Origin of the sequence: Geobacillus sp. FSL W8-1251, from assembly GCF_038005945.1 — a bacterium.
GTDB lineage: Bacteria > Bacillota > Bacilli > Bacillales > Anoxybacillaceae > Geobacillus > Geobacillus stearothermophilus.
In genome coordinates this window covers 809,301-827,711 of the sequence record NZ_JBBOUF010000001.1, presented here as the reverse complement: position 1 = coordinate 827,711, position 18,411 = coordinate 809,301, and the positions used below count along the sequence as shown (strand labels likewise).

Below are 18,411 nucleotides of genomic sequence, written 5' to 3'. Positions count from 1 at the left end.
GGAATGGGAAAAAATGAATGGCTTAGTTGCACAAATCGAAAAAATGAAACCCTTTTTTGAAAAAATTTCTCGAAACGTCTATTTGAGAGCTGTAAAAGACGGTTTCATCGCATCCATGCCTGTTGTCTTATTTTCCAGTATTTTTATGTTAGTGGCTTTCGTACCAAATGTTTTCGGATTCTACTGGCCTGAACACATCGAAGCAATTCTGTTAAAAGCCTACAATTATTCAATGGGAATTTTGGCCGTATTGGTAACTGCCACAACGGCAAAATATTTAACCGACTCATTTAACCGGGATTTACCGAGTAACAACCAAATCAACAATATTTCTACGATGTTAGCTTCCATTGTTGGTTTCTTGCTCGTTTCCGCAGATGCCATTGAAGGCGGTTTTTCCAGTGGCTATATGGGATCTGCTGGATTACTTACAGCTTTCATTTCGGCATTTGTCGTTGGTAATATTTATAAAGTTTGTGTGAAAAACGATATAACGATCAAATTACCGGAACAAGTACCACCAAATATCGCCCAAACATTCAAGGACTTAATTCCATTTGCCTTATCTACATTATTTTTCTGGCTATTTGATTTGGTGTTTAGAAACTTAACCGGGATGAACTTTGCAGAAGGAGTTATTAAGTTTTTCCAACCCTTGTTCTCAGCTGCTGATGGATATTTAGGACTGGCGCTCATTTACGGAGCCATGGCCTTCTTCTGGTTTATCGGTATTCACGGTCCTTCCATTGTTGAACCTGCTGTTACTGCAATTTACTATGTGAATATCGAAGCAAACTTGAAATTATTCCAGGCTGGTGAACACGCTTCACACGTTTTAGCTCCTGGATTACAATATTTCGTCGCCACTTTAGGTGGAACCGGTGCAACATTAATCATTACATTAATGTTTGCATTCTTAGCCAAATCAGAACAAAACCGGGCAATCGGTAAAGCAGCAACGATTCCTGTACTTTTCGGTGTTAACGAACCGATCTTATTCGGTGCACCGTTAGTCTTAAACCCGGTATTCTTTGTACCATTTATCCTGGCACCAATTGCAAACGTATGGCTCTTCAAATTTTTCGTTGATGTTTTAAATATGAATGGATTCATTTACGTATTACCGTGGGCAACACCCGGTCCGTTAGGATTAGTAATGGGTACCGGTTTTGCAGGATTATCCTTTGTGTTAGCAATCCTGTTACTGGTTGTTGACTTCCTCATCTACTATCCATTCTTTAAAGCTTACGATAATGAAATCTATCAAAAAGAACTGGAAACTGCAGAATCAGATGAAGAAGAAGTTACGGCTGAAGTAGATACAGCGCTTGATGAAGTTGTCGCTGCACAAAAGAAAGATGTGAAAAACGTCCTTGTCTTATGTGCCGGTGGTGGAACTAGTGGTTTACTCGCCAATGCATTAAAAAAAGCCGCTGCAGAATATAATGTTCCGATTATTGCAGGAGCAGGTGCATACGGTTCTCACAATGATATTTTGAAAGACTTTGATTTAGTCATTCTCGCACCACAAGTTGCTTCCAACTACGAAGTGATCAAGAAAGATACGGATCGTTTAGGAATTAAACTCGTATCGACCAGTGGTCAAGAATATATCGAATTGACAAACAATCCGAAGAAAGCGATTGACTTTGTATTAAAACAATTTAACAACTAATAAAATTGATTAATAAATTAGGAGGATTTTAGAATGGAGCATCTCAAGAAAAAACCTTTCCCGAAAGATTTCTTATGGGGGGCTGCATCGGCAGCCTACCAGATAGAAGGGGCCTGGAATGAGGATGGAAAAGGACCGTCCATCTGGGATACATTTTCTCAGACCCCTGGAAATACTTACAAAAACACAACCGGTAATATAGCGATTGACCACTATCATCGCTATAAAGAAGACGTAAAATTAATGGCCGAATTAGGTCTTAAAGCATACCGTTTCTCTGTTTCCTGGCCACGTATTTATCCTAAAGGATATGGCGAGGTAAATGAAAAAGGACTGGAATTTTACGATCGTTTAATCGACGAATTACTCAAATACAATATCGAACCAGTATTAACGATTTATCACTGGGATTTACCGCAAGCTCTACAAGATGAATATGGCGGTTGGGAATCGAGAAGAATCATCGAAGACTTTAAAAACTATGCGATTACATTATTTAAACGGTACGGAGACCGTGTAAAATACTGGGTAACATTAAATGAACAAAATATTTTTATCGGGCATGGCTATGAATCTGCTCTCCACCCTCCTAAAGTACAAGATAGAAAAAGAATGTATAATGCAAACCATATTGCCAATCTCGCCAATGCGGCTGTCATAAACGAATTCCGCAAATATGTTCCAGATGGAAAAATTGGACCGAGCTTTGCCTATATGCCGTACTACCCTGTAGATACGAAACCAGAAAATGTACTGGCAGCAGACGATGCGAATGACTTCCACAATTACTTCTGGATGGATGTATACGTACATGGCAGATATCCGAAAAGAGCATGGCGTTATTTAGAGGAAAATGGTTTGACACCGGATATCCAGGAAGGCGACTTCGAGCTCCTTGCCAAAGGAAAACCTGATTTTATGGGTATCAACTACTATCAAACAGCAACCGTTGCTTACAATCCCCTCGACGGTGTGCAAATGAACTATGCAATTAACAATACCGGTGAAAAAGGAACGACACCGGAAAAAGGAATTCCGGGACTTTATCGGATTGTCGATAATCCATTCACCGATAAAACTGATTGGGACTGGACGATCGATCCGACCGGTTTACGAATTGCCATCACAAGAATCACCAGTCGCTACAACTTACCTGTATTAATTACAGAAAATGGTCTCGGAGCATTTGATACTGTGGAAAACGGCAGAATCCACGATGATTATCGAATTAACTATTTAAGAGATCATATTAACGCGATTCGGGATGCAATTTCCGATGGTTCAGACGTGATCGGCTATACTGTATGGTCATTCTCAGACGTATTAAGCTGGTTAAACGGGTATCAAAAACGTTACGGTTTCGTATATATCGATCGTGATGTGGACGATAACGCATCTATGGAACGGATTAAGAAAGACAGCTTCTTCTGGTATCAGAAAGTCATCGAAACGAATGGTGAAGAGCTCTAATAAATAAAAAAACTTTCGGGAATGTTCATGTACGTATATATGCAAGCAGCATTCCCGGAAGGACCTCCAATTTGGACAAAATCACTCACTCAACCCTTGAAGAATCGTAACAAATAGCTTATGTCGAATGAAGTATTTTAGATAGATAGAATTGTTAAGGTAAGACCCGCCACCATACGAAAAGTTTATCAAAAACTCTTATCTTATGGTGTGCGGGTCTATTTTTATCATGGAACAAAAATACAAAGAAAGCGAATGATGTTTTCATGAAATTAATCGCCATTGATATGGACGGCACATTGTTATCGAGCGATGGTTCGATCAGCGATGAAAATCTACAGGCAATCCTGGAAGTGAAGAAGCAGGGCCATCATATTGCGATTTGTTCTGGAAGGTATCATGATGATATTTTGCATATTTTAAAGCCATATAAGCTTCATTTACCAATTATCAGCGGGAATGGTTCAAGCATTTACGATAACGGCTTTTTAAAACAATTGTTTTTAGACAAGCAAACGGTCCTGGAAATAATTAACGCCCTCCGTCAATATGAGATACCCGTTGAACTTTATACCGATCAAGGTATATTCATGGAAAAAGATACAAAGAGTTTTCTATACAACGAGATTGACGAATTGGCAAAATCATCTCCTGCTATTGATAAAGACTACTACAGACATCATGCGGATATCGTATTCAGCCAAAACAATATGATATTTGTACGTGATGTCGAAGAACTTGATCTATTAAACTTAAACGTTACAAAAATTAGCGGAAATACATTTAATCAGGAAAAACTATCGCTCTTGGAAAAACAAACGATGGCACGGAACGATGTATCCATTAGTTCTGGTGGACCACCTTCCATTGAATTTACCCATAAAGATGCGAATAAAGGGTTCGGCCTACGTTACTTGGCCAGTCACTTACAAATCCCTATGGAAAATACGGTCGCGATTGGAGACCAAATCAATGATATTCCGATGTTAAAAGCAGCAGGTATTAGCATTGCAATGGAGAATGCCGATGATGTCGTAAAAAGTCATGCAATGTTTACAACCGATCACCATGATCAACATGGAGTGGCAAATGCTCTAAGGAAACACGTATTAAAGACACATGAATAGTTTCCTCACTAAATGACTTAAGGCGGAAAAACCTTATGTTTCTCCGCCTTTTTTTCATCTTTTCACTTATTTCCCCTTAAAATCTGGCTTTCTTTTTTCGAAAAATGCCCGCACGCCTTCCTTATTATCTTCTGTCTGTAAAAGCAAGGCTTGCATCGTTACTTCTTGCATGAAATTCGTATCGTGGGTGAACTCATGGGCATGATTCAACATATATTTAACAAAACGCTGAACAAGTGGCGGTCCCTCCACAATAAACTTGGCAAAACGACTCGCCTCCTCCAGTAAATCTCCTGTAAATTATCACTTTATTTCGGAACAAAAGAGACATTTTTTTGCACATTCCTTCAGAAAGCCCTCTCCCCTTTTCTGAAAGGATGTGCTAAATTTTTTGTGAATTATTTCGGAAGAGAAAATCCATCGGTTCATAGGAGGGGGAGGAGGACGTGATTCAATTTCATGACTTTGGCATTGACGTCCAAACGTATGCAGAGCGTGGAAAAGAAAACGACTTCCCTCTTCTGAAAAAGTGTCCGCATTGCCGGGCCAAGCGCCCGTTGCACCGCCACGGTTACTATGAGCGAAACGCATTGACCCCACATGGTGATTATCGCATTTGGATTGTCCGGTATCGCTGTCGGGAATGCTTGAAGACGGTGAGTGTGCTGCCTTCCTTTCTCCTCCCGTATTTTCAGTATACGTTGTCCGCCATATGGCAAGTCGTGAAAGAGCAGTTGGGATTGACCGAAAGGACGAACCAGGCTCCGTTTCTCCCGACAAAGGACGGCATCATCTTTTATGTCCGACGGTTCTACCGAAACCTATCAAGCCTTCACAGCTTTTTTGCGAGGCGGTGGAGGATCATAGGCCCTATCGTGAAAAAAGAAAAGGAACGGGCTTCTTGGTGGATCCAGACGTTAGAGGAACACGGTCTTGATTCGGCCATCAGAGAGATGTGGGAGGGCGGATTCCGACACCCTTTTGCGAATTAAATGGGATCCTGATTTTACATACATACCCTAAATTGGAAATAGTTTCGGTTCCCACAAACCTTTCCTATCGACGGAGAAAAAGCAATTCGGTACGATAAGGGCAGGAGGACCGGAACGGTCCTGATTCCAAGTGAGACCAGGAGGAGATTTGAATGAATGAGTCGATGAGACACGACATTGCCCTGTTTCGGTACGGGCTAATCGCTCCGTTGGTGAATGGGCAGGTGGAACCGAAGACGTATCTGAAAGAGGTGAGCGAGCGAGTGCACCATGTTCCCCACCAGGGAGACAAACGAATCGCAGCCAAGACGATCCTCGATTGGTGCACCCGATACAAAAAAGGGGGCTTTGACGCCTTAAAGCCGAAGCGCCGTTCGGACCGCGGCCACTCAAGGCGTCTGTCGCCCGATGATGAGGATCATATTTTAGCCCTAAGAAAAGAACATCCCACCATGCCCGTGACGGTGTTCTACGAACACCTGATCGAGCAGGGGGAAATCCCAGAAAATCATACCTCTTACTTTACTATATACCGATTGTTGAAAAAACACAACCTGGTGGGAAAAGAAATCTTGCCGATGCCGGAGCGAAAGCGTTTTGCGTATGACCAGATCAATGAGCTATGGCAAGGGGACTTATCCCATGGACCCACGATTCGCGTCCATGGGAAAGCCCAGAAAACGTTTTTGATCGCGTATATCGATGACTGCTCGCGGTTAGTGCCATATGCCCAATTTTTCCCTTCGGAGAAGTTTGACGGGCTGCGGATCGTCACGAAGGAAGCGGTGCTTCGTTGCGGGAAGCCGAAACGCATTTACTCGGACAACGGGAAAATTTATCGGTCCGAGGTGCTGCAGTATGCGTGCGCCGAGATGGGGATTACACTCATCCACACCCAGCCGTATGACCCGCAAAGCAAGGGAAAAATCGAACGGTTCTTCCGCACCGTACAGACACGGTTTTATCCACTGTTGGAGCTGAATCCGCCGAAATCGCTTGACGAGTTGAACGAGCGTTTTTGGAAGTGGCTTGAAGAGGAGTATCATCGAAAACCGCACGCCTCACTGGACGGAAAAACGCCGCATGAGGTGTTTCAATCGCAAGTGCATCTCGTGTCGTTCATCGAAGATGGCGATTGGCTGGATGCGATTTTTCTGAAACGGGAGCACCGCAAGGTGAAAGCCGATGGCACGATCACCCTGAATAAACAGCTATACGAAGTGCCGCCTCGGTTCATTGGGCAATCGATTGAGCTCCGCTATGACGAACGAGGCGTCTATGTGTACGAAGAGGGCAAACGGGTGGCGGAAGCCATTCGGGTGCGTTTGGAGGACAACGCCTATGTAAAACGCCATCGGTCCCCGTTTGCGGCGATTCCGGCGAAGGAGGGAGAACACGGTGTATAAATCGTTTTACTCCCTTTCGCGGGAGCCGTTTGCGAAAGAAACAGACCCGTCCGAGGCGTATCAAGGGGCGTCATTTCAGGAAGCGTTGCGGGCGCTGGAGTACGTGAAACGAACCCGGGGGATCGGGCTGTTGATCGGAGAGCCGGGGGCGGGCAAGACGTTCGCCCTTCGGGCGCTGAAAGAGTCATTGAATCCATCATTGTATCATGTCGTCTACTTTCCGTTATCCACCGGAGGCGTGATGGATTTTTACCGTGGACTGGCCTTGGGATTAGGAGAGGAACCGAAGTACCGCAAGGTAGACCTCTTCCGCCAAATCCAGCAGGCGATCGAGCGATTGTATCATGAACGGCGGATCACGCCGGTGTTCATTTTGGATGAGATGCATTTAGCGAAGGATGCATTTTTACAGGACATCGCGATCTTGTTCAACTTTGAGATGGATTCGACCAACCCATTTGTCTTGATTTTGGCCGGGCTGCCCCATTTACAGGGGAAGCTGCGGCTCAATCAGCACCGCCCTCTCGACCAGCGGATCATCATGCGATACCGGATGGGGCCGCTGGAGAAGGAAGAGGTGGCGGGCTACATCGAACATCGGATGAAACAGGCCGGGGCGAAGCATCCGATCTTCACCCCATCGGCGTTAGAGGCGATTGCCCTGCAGTCGCGGGGATGGCCTCGGGTGATCAACACGTTGGCCACGACGTGCCTGTTATACGGGTATCAGCTGAAAAAGGACGCCATTGACGAAGAAGTGGTGCGCATGGCCGCAGAGGAAATGGGGTATTAGCACGAAAGGGGCCGAATCGGCCTCTTTTGTGCTTTCTCTTTTCCATAGGTCCATCAGGCGCGCTGGAAATCTTCATCTGAAAGAGCGTGCAAACGTTCCGAAAGAATGTGCAAAATCCGGAACAATCCGCAAAAATTTTGCACATTATTTCCGAATCCGCCTGAAATAATTTGAAAAAGGGATTCTGAAATAATGTGCTAGTTTACATCTCCTTCAGCAATTCGATTGACGAGTCCTTTTCGATAGGCTTCTTCAGCTGTAATACGACTTCCAGATAGAAGCCACTCCTTTGCCAGCGGTAGCGGTACGTTTTTCGCTAAATTTTTCATCAACCCTAAATCGGGAATCAGTCCCACCTTCGCGAAACTCGCGGTAAAAATCGCATCCTTATCGCAAACGATAAAATCGCTCGCTAATGCCAAACTGAAACCAGCGCCAGCAGCATACCCGTGAACTGCACTAATCACCAACTTATCTAACTCAACAATCGTCTGCTCAAGTCTTGTTGCCTCTTTCATCCAGTTGATGATTGATCCAATATCGGACATTTTCTGAAAAGCCGAAAGATCTCCGCCGGAACAGAACGATTTCCCCGCTCCGGAGAGGATAATAACTTTCACTTCATCATCGGCTTCCGCCTTCTTCAATTCGCGAATTAATGCCTGGACCAGATCTGCGGATAAAGCATTTAATTTTTCCGGTTGGTTCATCGTCAAATATGCGATGTGCTTGTCCTTGCGTACGAATACAAGCTCTCCCATTCCATCACCCCTCTGTCTATTTCGGCGGCATGCGAATTGCCCCGTCAAGACGAATCGTTTCCCCATTTAACATTGGATTTTCCACGATCGCACAAACCAGCCTGGCAAATTCTTCTGGATGTCCCAGTCTAGGGGAAAAGGGCGTCATCTTTGCCAGTGCTTCCTGCGCCTTTTCCGGTAAACCGGCAAAAAGCGGTGTTTTAAATACCCCCGGAGCTGTTTGTGGCAATCTATTAATGTAGTGTATGGCAATTAATTTATGTAGGCCCCAGCGGCCATACATAAATAAAAAAACCACTTGCCAACATTCCCTAAATACCATACCCTCCTAGTTGGGCAACTTGTTCAACGGGAGGTAATGAAGGAGATGTTAGCAGTGGCTGAAATAGATTATATCAGATATGAGGCGAATCAAAAAGGGCGTTCATACTCAGATATTACCAAAAGAACGAATCATGATCCTAGAACGATTAAGAAGTATGCAGAGATGGAGGACTTTAGCCCAACGAAAAGAAAACAAATCCGGAAAGCTAGAGTAATGGATCCAGTGAAACCTATCTTAGATAAGTGGATTCAAGAGGACTTAACGAAAAAGAAAAAGTTTAGAAGAACTGCAAAAAGAATGTATGAAATGTTAAAAGAACAATTTGATTTCAAAGGGTCAGATCGTTCCGTTCGACTTTATGTAGCTAAACGGAAAAAAGAGTTACAAGAACAGAGTGAATCAGCGGCTCTTCCTTTAGAAGCCAAGCCGGCGACAGCACAAGTAGATTTTGGAGAAGCCCCTTTCGTCTACAAAGGGGAACGTGTCATTCTTCCTTTTTTAGCTCTTTCGTTTCCGTACAGCAATGGCTTTTATTTTCAAGTCATGCCTTCTCAAAACAGAGAATGCTTTTTGGAAGGATTAAAACGAATGTTTCATTACATGGGCAGAGTACCGAAGGTGATCCGTTTCGACAATTTATCACCTGCGGTGAAAAAGATCCTGCCTAATGGAGAAAGAGAACTGACAGAGGAATTTCAACGGTTTGTTTTACATTACGGGTTTGAATGTGAATTTTGTAATCCAGCAAGTGGAAATGAAAAAGGGCACGTGGAAGCAAAAGTGAAGTACATTCGGAATAACTTTCTTCTTCCAGAATTAACGATATATGATTTGGAGTCCTTTAATGACTCCTTATGGGAAAAGTGTGAAAGAGACTGGCAGAGGCCCCATTATCAAAAAGGAAAAACGATTGCCGAATTGTTTGAGGAAGAGAAGGAATGCTTTCTACAGTTGCCGGCAAAAGAATACGAATGTGTTCGGTATGAACAAGTTAGGGCGGATAAATATGGCTACATCCGGGTAGAGAATAAACTTTATTCCACTTCTCCCCGTTTTGCCAAACAAATGGTTTTGGCAAAAATCTCATATCAAGAGATTGAGATTTTGACAGAGGACTATGAACTCATAGTGAAACATGAGCGTTTGTATGGAACGCAACAAAAATCGATGAAATGGCAACCTTACCTTATCCTGATGGCTAAAAGGCCAAATGCATTAAAGTATACGGATTTTTACGAGAAAATGCCTTCAGAATGGCAAGATTATTTTTCACATTGTACCATTCAGGAAAAACAAAAAACGTTACAATTACTGGCCGTTTTACTAAAAGAGCACGATTTTGAAATTTCAACGCAAGCTTTACGGCTCGCTTCGCAATATGGGCATCCGAGTGTAGATTCCATTAAGCAAGTATTCTATCAGTTAATCAATGGAAGAGGGATAAGGGAACCCATCCAGCCAAAAATAAGCGTTCCCACTATGCCTGAAGCCTCTAGAGGACTTAGTCATTATGATCGATTTTTCGAGTCCACCGGAGGTGAAAGATAAGTGGAAATGCAAATTAAAGTTATTTTTTATGGTGGAGTCGGAACGGGAAAAACGTTCCTTTCCACTCTCATTTCCATAAATACCATTAAGAAAAAGGGAAAGAAGGTGAAGTTTTATACTGCAGCTGCGCTAGTGAATGCGTTATTAGAAGCAAATGACAAGGGATCACTAGGCAAATTTCTCAAACAAATCGAGAAATTAGACCTCTTGGTCATAGACGAATTGGGCTACATCCCATTGCATAAACAAGGAGCAGAATTGTTATTTCAAATTATTTCCATGTGTTATGAAGCTAAAAGTATCATCGTAACGACAAATTTACAATTTGGACAATGGAACAATGTATTTGGTGATCCAATATTAACAGAAGCAGTGATTGATCGATTGATACATCACTCCCATTTAATCATTTTTAAAGGCGATAGTCATCGCTATAAAGATTCAATCTCACTCAACCAATAACGGAATTTGGCAAGTGGCATTTTTAATTGCCATTTCATGCATTTTTTACTTGCCAAAAACACCCGGAAGCAATACTCATCACCCGGATTCCTAAAGATGCGAATTCTCTTGCTAGCGGTAATGTCATTCCGACAATGGCCCCTTTAGAGGCGCTGTAGGCAGCCTGTCCAATCTGTCCGTCAAAAGCAGCAACGGAAGCAGTATTGATAATCACGCCCCGCTCCCCGTGTTCATTCGGCTCGTTTTCAGCCATCTTTTCTGCTACCAGACGAATCATGTTAAACGTCCCGACAACATTAACTTGCAAAACTTTCTCGAAAAAAGCGAGATCATGCACGCCTTTTTTCCCTAATGTTTTTTTCGCAAGCGCCATGCCCGCACAATTTACTAAAATATGTACAGCACCAAAAGTTTCAATTGCTTTTTCAATCCCCAATCGAGTCTTTTCTTGTATTTTGCAAGTGAGTTTTATAAATACGGAATCAAGGTGATTTTTACATCAAGATGGTGTTGCAAAACTAGAGTAAAAACTCGAAGTTATGCATAAGGATGCAACATAACACATGCAGTACATATCGATGAAATCCATACCATCTTGGCTGTTCCAACCCGTCACTCTTTAACTCATTAAATACTCGTTCAATCTCACGACGAAGTCCAAACAGCCATTGGCCAAATCTCGTTTTCAAAAAGACAGGAAGAACCCGGCCATAGACATCTTTTCGTTCCTCGCTATTGCGGCGGTTGATAGGGGAAATGAATAGGATTCCTGACTGCTCTGCTGTTTGACGAACCTTTTCACTGTCATACGCGGCATCGCCCAATACAAATTCGATATCCCACTGCTTTAAAGAAACAAGCAATTCTGGTGCTACTGCCGCATCATTTCGATTCGCTGTGGTCAACACATGAGATAAAATGATTCCCTCGGCGGTGGTGCAGAGATGGAGTTTATATCCTTTAAACCAGTGATATCGGGTGGACACTCCCCACTTCGCCTGTGAATCGTAAAGACTGCTTCGAAGGGCCGTGCTGTCGATCAGCACGATTTGGGGATAACGTACTTCTAGATCTTTGAGTAGCTGTGCATGAAAAACAGGAAATCCTTGTTCCCGGAACCACTTCGCCGCACGGGAAAACGTAGAAAGGTGAGGGACTTCACCAAGCCCACAGGCCCGTTGAAAACAGCGAAAACGCTGCAGGATGCGCACTAATTTTCGCAAGGAATCAATGGAAAAATAGGTTTTCAAAAAGAAACATTTCAACAACGATTTTTTCGACACCGGCGGTCTTCCTGTCACATACGGTGTTTCCGGCAATGATAGCGAGTCGATATACCGAAATAATGCTTCTAAAATTGGGTCAATTTCATAAGTCCATGCATGTTCGCTGTTCCAATTGGAAATCATAATAGTGTCCACCCCTTGGAGAGTTGTTTTTTTGGTCACTGTATATGATTTCCAAGGTGGTGGATTTTTTATGTGCATTTATGCATTCGTTATGCGTTTTGCAACACGTTCATCAACAAAACAACCACCGTTCTCTCCTAAACTGTCGATCGAAGCACTATATGGGATTTTCGCACAAGTCGAGGGCCAGAATATTTCCGGTAGAAGAAAGGATACTATGAAACAATTTCCTTCTTCTATATTTGGATATAAACGGATTGGAAAAAGAAAAGATGTTAAGTACCCGTGGTGCTAGATAAAATCAAACAAGCATAAAAATAGCCCTTGCATGAAGGATCTCCTTTAAAATGAAAGTGCTACCAAACATTTAAAAGGAGAAGTCCCATGCAAGAGCACTTTCATTTTACAACAGACGAAGCGAAAATTCAAAAACAATATGCAGCGATTTTGTTCTTTGTATCTGGACAATTGTCTTTGATTCAGATGTATTTACAACGCCGAAATCACCATTTGTTGAAGCAAGAAGATGAAGTCATCATCGTCGTCCATGTTCTTGGAAAGTTGTTAGGTTTTACATCCGAACGAGCTTGGCACCGATTTGTGATCGGAAACTTATTTTCGAAAGATTTATTTCCTGAACGCTCTCGATATAACCGCCGTTGTCGAAATCTTGGCTTTGCCGTCAAATGGATACGATATCAACTAGCCAAACGCGGGCAACATCACGCTTATGCGGTAGTGGATAGCTTACCTATTGAACTCTGCCACCACGCACGAATGTATCGCGCCAAACGGTTTCAAGGAATCGCAGATATCGGGTATTGTGCATCCAAAAAGATGGCTTACTATGGGTTTAAGCTTCATCTCCAGATCACTGACCAAGCGCTTCCGATGGGATATGTCGTCACCGAAGCATCCTGTCACGACCGGACAGCTGCGGAAACCGTGATGGCCCAACTTCCTCATCCGTATACACTTGGTGACAAAGGATATGTGAGCCAAGACTTGCAAAAGAAGCTGTATGATGAATACATGATCACTTTTTGGACGCCCGTTCGGAAAAACCAGAAAATCCATCAATCGAAAGCATGGAAACGATGGATGAAACGAAAGCGCAAAGTCATTGAAACCGTGTTTTCAGTTCTCATTGATCAGTACCGGATCACAGAGATTCGAGCCAACTCTGTTTCTGGATTTGAATCAGCTTTGGATAGCATTTTACTAGCTTATTCACTCGTAATTCTTGGGCTAGTTGAGCGTTAAAGTTCAACTAGCACCACGGGTAAGATTGAATATTATTTTCTCCAGATAAAACGTAGAAGCAACTCGAGTGAAGGTACAATAAAAGTATGGGATAAATATCAATAATTACTTAATATTTCTAAAGCATTCTGATAAATCCGAAAGTTTTTCTGCGATAAACTCAATAGAATCTAATATTTTTTTCTTTGCACTATCCCTAACTGCATGCATAGCTTCTATTCTAGGAGTAACGAATTTAACTGCGCAAAAGGATTTCATTGAACGAACTCTCTGTTTAACAAATCTATGATCTTGTTCCGATATAGTCGAACAAGACATACAAAAAAGACCGGTATAAACCGGTCTTTTTTATCGAAACACGTTAGTTGAATGATATAGCTAAGTTCCAATAGCTACATAAAAATCACTAACTTTTAAATAAATAACTGTAGATGAGCATTTTTCATTACAATAATTTCCATGGTTAGAGAGACAAACAGTGTACCCCTTACGCGATACGGAGCGGTTTTTTGATCACATCAATGGGAATATCTTGCTTTGCAGCGTCATAAATGAACTCGACGACGCTGTGGTCTTTCCGCGACCGAAGAAGCTCCAGCCCGGTGGAGAGGTTTTGGCGGGATTCGGCGATGCTGTACACGCAGGAGAGCAGCACCACCGCCCAATACCGTTTCACCGCCCGAATGTGGCGAACGCGGTATCCATCCAGCTTCAGTTGATCTTTCGCCTGCCGGAAAAAGCACTCGATCGTCCAGCGCTGGGCGTAGTAACGCAAGATGTCTTCGTCCCCGAGTTCCCGGTCGGTGCTCAAGATGCAATGAAGATGTTCCGGCGCCATCGGCTGATCCGCCTTCCAAGCCAGCAGCACCACCGCGTCATCGAGGCCATGGATGGCCCCCTCATAGCGATACACGCGATAACGCTCCTGCCCCACCGTGACGAGGCGGGTGTCTTTGGACTCGATATAGCGGGCAAACTGCTTGGCTTGGATGGCGATGCCTTTCGGGTAGAGAATCCGGTTCGTCTTGAGCATCGCGATGACATGGAATCCCTGTTTCAGACAGGCTTCGATGAGCTTTTTGGACGGATACCACGAATCCATGAGCACATACACCGGCTGAGCCCGCTTCACCTTGAGCGAGGAAAGCATCTCGATCGCCAGGTCGATCTTGCTTTTTCCCGCTTTCTTGTCATACAGGCGGAACGCAAATGGGAACGCCTGCGTGAAGGTGTGCACCATCAGCCAAACGAGCGAATGCCCCCAGACCGATTGATGATCTTTATGCGAGTAGTGCCAGTCGCACCCTTGAATGGCGTGCACAGCCCGTGACGAAGGCTTTGTTTTTTGGCAAATCGTATCATCAATCGAAACAAAAAGGGGTTGATTCTTCCGTTTGGCCAGTCGTTCGACCTGGGAAAGGATCCACTCTTGAAGCTTCCCAAGCAGCCTTTCCTCGTTCCAAGGGCTTTTCGTGAAAAAGTGACGGAGCGTCGTTCGATGATTCGGATGAAAGCTCCAGTAATGAATATCAGTCAATGTTCCCGAGAATCCCTTGGTGGTCAAGGCATCGACAATATGAATGAGATGCTTGATGACCGGTTTGGAAAGCTGCAGCGTCAACCCCAGCGTGAAGAAAAACTTGTGGATTCCTTGGTGATGTGCTAATCTATTCATGAGACATGAACCTCCTTGTGGATAGTTGGTGGTACATCTATTCTAACCAAGGAATCGGGTTCATGTCTCCTTTTTTGTTTAGTTGTCAATTTATGTCAGTGAATTTGCTCATCTACAGATGCTAATTGGGGCTGGCCCAAACGCAAGCACGTTTTGGGCCAGCCCCTTCTTTGCTGTGTTACACGCGTCCTATCCCAGTATTTGCTTTGACGACAATTTCCGTATATTTCTTTTCATCCGATTTTTTCGACGAGACGAGCGTGCCAACGATCGCACCGATAAAGCCGAGCGGAATCGAGATGATGCCCGGGTTGGCGGCGACGATTTTGTCATAGCCGACAAACGCGGCGGCGCCAAAGCCTAAAAAGATCGTCATGACGTAGAAAAGCCCAATGATCCATGTTGCATAAACGACCGATTTGCGCGCAGTCGGGGCGTCTTTGACCGTAAAGAAGCGGATTAAAATGTGCGGCAGCCCGGCCGTCCCCAACGCGAGCGCCAAGTTGAGTGAAATCGTATCGAGCGGGTCTTTAAACTTGTTGCCCGGGTTTAAAAACGCTTCGCCAAGCGGTGTCGCGGTTTTGACTTCATGGAACATTTTGGCGATGCTGAAATCGAATTTAGCAAAGACGATGATGGAAATGATAAACGTACCGACCATCAGCAAGACGGCTTTGACGATTTGCACCCAGCTCGTTGCCGTCATGCCGCCGAAGACGACGTACACCGTCATCAAAACGCCGACGATCAAGACGGAATAAATGGCTCGACGATGGCATCAAATTGTGCTGCGCGTTTCGAATAAAGGATGCATAAGGCCCATGTCATGATAAATTGCGCAAAGGCAAACAGCCACGCCCAGCTGACCGGTCCGATTGCTAGTGCGTTGAGCGCTTTCGAATACGACGTCAACACCGGAAGGGCGAAGTAAAAGACGAAGAAAAAGACGGTGGCTGGGATGATGAAGCGCTTCTTCGCCTGAATGAGCCCGCGGAATGAAGCGGATTGGGCAATGGTTTCATAGTTCGCTCCCTTGATTGACCCATGATTCCTTTTTCACTGCCATCGTGATCCCTCCTTATTTGTATTAAAGCGTTTTCAAAATGAGTAATGGAATGTTCTTCCGCAAGCGGCGGATGTGAATCCCCCTTTCTTGACACAAATTTGTCACACATTCATTATACATTTATCTGAAAAATTTGTAAATTGATTCTTTTGTTATTTTTGAAAACTATTTTTTTGCTTTGCCGCACAAAACGGAAAAAGTTTTTTGTTGTTTTTCTTATTTTCGCACTTTACAAAAAAACAAGGATCATGTAGAATGACAACTGTATTCGACAATAAAATTCAACAATTTTCTACAAAAAACGACAAGGGGAGACATCTATGAATTTGTTTCGTAAAAAACCGATTCAGTTGCTTATGAAAGAATCGGGGGCAAAAGGAGCTTCGCTGCGAAAAGAGTTAGGTGCATTCGACTTGACGATGCTCGGCATCGGCGCCATCATCGGGACAGGCATTTTCGTCCTGACCGGGGTGGCGGCGGCGGAACATGCCGGCCCAGCACTTGTTCTTTCGTTCATCTTATCAGGATTGGCGTGTGTGTTTGCGGCGCTTTGCTACGCCGAGTTCGCCTCGACGGTGCCAGTGGCGGGGAGTGCTTACACTTACAGCTATGCCACGTTTGGTGAGCTCATCGCTTGGATTTTAGGCTGGGATTTGATTTTGGAATATGGGGTTGCTTCGTCGGCGGTTGCCGTCGGTTGGTCCGGTTATTTCCAAGGGTTGCTTGCCGGTTTTGGCATCGAACTCCCGAAAGCATTGACGAGCGCATATGATCCGGAGAAAGGGACGTTCATCGATTTGCCAGCGATTTTAATTATTCTGTTCATTACGTTTTTATTGAATTTAGGGGCGAAAAAATCGGCCCGTTTCAATACGATTGTCGTTTTTATTAAAGTGGCTGTCATCTTGCTTTTTTTGGCGGTCGGTGTTTGGTATGTCAAACCGGAAAACTGGACGCCGTTTATGCCGTATGGCTTCTCTGGGGTGGCAGCCGGCGCGGCGACGGTGTTTTTCGCTTACATCGGCTTTGATGCGGTGTCGACGGCGGCAGAAGAAGTGCGCAATCCGCAGCGCGATATGCCGATTGGCATCATCGTCTCGTTGCTTGTGTGCACATTGTTGTATATTGTGGTTTCGCTCGTATTGACAGGCATCGTTCCGTACGAGCAGCTCAACGTGAAAAACCCAGTGGCGTTTGCATTAAACTATATCCACCAAGACTGGGTGGCAGGCTTTATTTCGCTCGGGGCGATCGCCGGCATTACGACCGTGCTCCTTGTGATGATGTATGGGCAGACGCGTCTCTTCTACGCCATCAGCCGCGACGGTTTGTTGCCGAAAGTGTTTGCCCGCATCAGCCCGACGCGCCAAGTGCCGTATGTCAATACGTGGCTGACGGGAGCGGCTGTAGCGGTATTTGCCGGCATCATTCCGCTCAACAAATTGGCGGAACTGACGAACATCGGCACGCTCTTTGCCTTTATCACCGTCTCGATCGGCGTGTTGGTGCTGCGTAAAACACAGCCGGACTTAAAGCGGGCATTCCGCGTTCCGTTTGTCCCAGTCATCCCGATTTTGGCCGTGTTGTTCTGCGGCTACCTCGCTCTTCAGCTTCCGGCGATGACATGGATCGGTTTTGTCTCGTGGCTGCTGATCGGTTTAGTGATTTACTTTATCTACGGCCGCAAGCATAGTGAGCTGAATAAAATGGCACGGACGGAAGAAAATGCCGGATGAACGGCCAAACAATGAAAAAGGGGCTGACCCAAATGGGGAAACAGCCCCTTTTTCCATTATGTCAAATTTTTCGGCAACACCGCGTTTCACTCTTTTTTCATGCGGAAAAACCCCGATTCAAATAAAGAAAGTTCCCCTTCAGGCAGGGAAATTCCCCCTAAAAAAGGGAGTCATGGAAGCGCCCGTCCATCGCGGTTGGGGGGCATTATGCAACCAAAAAGACAGCAGATGACGACCGCAACAACAAGAAAGATCGCCGCCAAGCCGACGTCCACCGCCATTTGAAAGCGATGGATGCCAAAATGAAAAAAGCCGAGTGATTCCGCTCGGCTTTATTCCGTTTTTCGGCCTGCCAATTCGCTTTGTGCTTGAGCAATGAGCCGTTTCGTCATTTCTCCGCCGACGGAGCCGTTGGCGCGCGAAACCGTGCCAGCCCCGAGCTGTACGCCAAACTCTTGGGCGATTTCGTACTTAATTTGTTCCAACGCTTGTTCGATGCCTGGAACAAGCAGTTTGTTGCTTGAACGAGCCATATGAAATTCCTCCTTGATGGTTTTTTGATGAGGTATGATTAGTATGGACGATCGAACAAAGAGATATGGTTGGGAATTACAGGATGAATTTTCTATTAAAAACATCCATGAGTAAGCTTTTACTCGCCACCCAAGCATGAAAATAACCGCTCATGGATTCATTATTTTCA

The 18,411-nt window shown here is 44.5% G+C and carries 14 protein-coding genes and 5 pseudogenes; 10 read left to right on the top strand and 9 right to left on the bottom strand.

Annotated features, from left to right (window positions below):
- Positions 1-13 precede the first annotated feature (13 nt).
- From NSS88_RS04200 to NSS88_RS04190, 3 genes are all read left to right on the top strand, one after another.
- Positions 14-1,675: a lactose-specific PTS transporter subunit EIIC gene (locus NSS88_RS04200; protein WP_061580648.1), complete on the top strand. Its 1,662-nt coding sequence runs from the start codon at positions 14-16 to the stop codon at positions 1,673-1,675.
- A gap of 33 nt (positions 1,676-1,708) precedes the next feature.
- Positions 1,709-3,145 carry a glycoside hydrolase family 1 protein gene (locus tag NSS88_RS04195; protein ID WP_049624221.1) on the top strand — a complete coding sequence of 479 codons (1,437 nt, stop codon included), beginning with the start codon at positions 1,709-1,711 and terminating at the stop codon, positions 3,143-3,145.
- 266 nt (positions 3,146-3,411) lie between these two features.
- A complete protein-coding gene (locus tag NSS88_RS04190) occupies positions 3,412-4,272 on the top strand; it encodes a Cof-type HAD-IIB family hydrolase (protein WP_049624222.1) in 861 nt (286 codons plus the stop codon).
- A 66-nt stretch (positions 4,273-4,338) separates the two neighbouring features.
- On the opposite strand, the gene NSS88_RS04185 is transcribed toward NSS88_RS04190, so the two are convergent.
- Positions 4,339-4,557 carry an enoyl-CoA hydratase/isomerase family protein gene (locus tag NSS88_RS04185; RefSeq protein WP_341085347.1) on the bottom strand — a complete coding sequence of 73 codons (219 nt, stop codon included), beginning with the start codon at positions 4,555-4,557 and terminating at the stop codon, positions 4,339-4,341.
- A 161-nt stretch (positions 4,558-4,718) separates the two neighbouring features.
- Between NSS88_RS04185 and NSS88_RS04180 the strand changes: the two genes are divergently transcribed.
- From NSS88_RS04180 to NSS88_RS04170, 3 genes are all read left to right on the top strand, one after another.
- The gene (locus NSS88_RS04180) at positions 4,719-5,264 is read left to right on the top strand and encodes a DUF6431 domain-containing protein (protein WP_033011705.1); all 546 of its coding nucleotides are present in this window, start codon (positions 4,719-4,721) and stop codon (positions 5,262-5,264) included.
- A 152-nt stretch (positions 5,265-5,416) separates the two neighbouring features.
- Positions 5,417-6,670, top strand: a complete 1,254-nt coding sequence (locus NSS88_RS04175) for an IS481 family transposase (RefSeq protein WP_094239815.1) — start codon at positions 5,417-5,419, stop codon at positions 6,668-6,670.
- Positions 6,663-7,463: an ExeA family protein gene (locus tag NSS88_RS04170; RefSeq protein ID WP_064213564.1), complete on the top strand. Its 801-nt coding sequence runs from the start codon at positions 6,663-6,665 to the stop codon at positions 7,461-7,463. The genes NSS88_RS04175 and NSS88_RS04170 overlap by 8 nt, the downstream gene beginning before the upstream one ends.
- 197 nt (positions 7,464-7,660) lie before the next feature.
- On the opposite strand, the gene NSS88_RS04165 is transcribed toward NSS88_RS04170, so the two are convergent.
- Both NSS88_RS04165 and NSS88_RS04160 read right to left on the bottom strand, forming a co-directional pair.
- Positions 7,661-8,224 (bottom strand): enoyl-CoA hydratase/isomerase family protein, encoded by a 564-nt coding sequence (locus tag NSS88_RS04165; RefSeq protein WP_341083202.1) that lies wholly within the window; start codon positions 8,222-8,224, stop codon positions 7,661-7,663.
- A 16-nt stretch (positions 8,225-8,240) separates the two neighbouring features.
- Positions 8,241-8,456, bottom strand: a pseudogene (locus tag NSS88_RS04160) (3-hydroxyacyl-CoA dehydrogenase); the annotation flags it as partial.
- A 135-nt stretch (positions 8,457-8,591) separates the two neighbouring features.
- Here NSS88_RS04160 and istA point away from each other — a divergent pair.
- Complete coding sequence (gene istA / locus NSS88_RS04155; protein ID WP_055358124.1) at positions 8,592-10,097, top strand: IS21 family transposase; 1,506 nt, start codon at positions 8,592-8,594, stop codon at positions 10,095-10,097.
- A 9-nt stretch (positions 10,098-10,106) separates the two neighbouring features.
- Positions 10,107-10,559: pseudogene (locus NSS88_RS04150) on the top strand (ATP-binding protein); the annotation flags it as partial.
- A 55-nt stretch (positions 10,560-10,614) separates the two neighbouring features.
- On the opposite strand, the pseudogene NSS88_RS04145 reads toward NSS88_RS04150, so the two are convergent.
- Positions 10,615-11,037: pseudogene (locus NSS88_RS04145) on the bottom strand (SDR family NAD(P)-dependent oxidoreductase); the annotation flags it as partial.
- Between the two features lie 40 nt (positions 11,038-11,077).
- On the bottom strand, positions 11,078-11,968 hold the full coding sequence (locus NSS88_RS04140) for an ISNCY family transposase (protein ID WP_055358293.1): 891 nt from the start codon (positions 11,966-11,968) through the stop codon (positions 11,078-11,080).
- A 384-nt stretch (positions 11,969-12,352) separates the two neighbouring features.
- Between NSS88_RS04140 and NSS88_RS04135 the strand changes: the two genes are divergently transcribed.
- Positions 12,353-13,231 carry an IS982 family transposase gene (locus NSS88_RS04135; protein ID WP_341083201.1) on the top strand — a complete coding sequence of 293 codons (879 nt, stop codon included), beginning with the start codon at positions 12,353-12,355 and terminating at the stop codon, positions 13,229-13,231.
- Between the two features lie 487 nt (positions 13,232-13,718).
- Here the strand turns inward: NSS88_RS04135 and NSS88_RS04130 are convergent, their stop codons facing one another.
- The 3 genes and pseudogenes from NSS88_RS04130 to NSS88_RS04120 form a co-directional block, all read right to left on the bottom strand.
- On the bottom strand, positions 13,719-14,906 hold the full coding sequence (locus NSS88_RS04130) for an IS701 family transposase (protein ID WP_289492951.1): 1,188 nt from the start codon (positions 14,904-14,906) through the stop codon (positions 13,719-13,721).
- A gap of 286 nt (positions 14,907-15,192) precedes the next feature.
- A pseudogene (locus tag NSS88_RS04125) lies at positions 15,193-15,669 on the bottom strand (solute symporter family protein); the annotation flags it as partial.
- Positions 15,654-15,972 (bottom strand): annotated as a pseudogene (locus NSS88_RS04120) (DUF485 domain-containing protein). The pseudogenes NSS88_RS04120 and NSS88_RS04125, both read right to left, overlap by 16 nt.
- A 320-nt stretch (positions 15,973-16,292) precedes the next feature.
- Here NSS88_RS04120 and NSS88_RS04115 point away from each other — a divergent pair.
- Positions 16,293-17,708, top strand: coding sequence for an amino acid permease (locus tag NSS88_RS04115; protein ID WP_061580711.1), 1,416 nt, complete (start codon positions 16,293-16,295; stop codon positions 17,706-17,708).
- Positions 17,709-18,040: 332 nt separating this feature from the next.
- On the opposite strand, the gene NSS88_RS04110 is transcribed toward NSS88_RS04115, so the two are convergent.
- Positions 18,041-18,241, bottom strand: a complete 201-nt coding sequence (locus NSS88_RS04110) for an alpha/beta-type small acid-soluble spore protein (protein ID WP_025948410.1) — start codon at positions 18,239-18,241, stop codon at positions 18,041-18,043.
- Positions 18,242-18,411 lie beyond the last annotated feature (170 nt).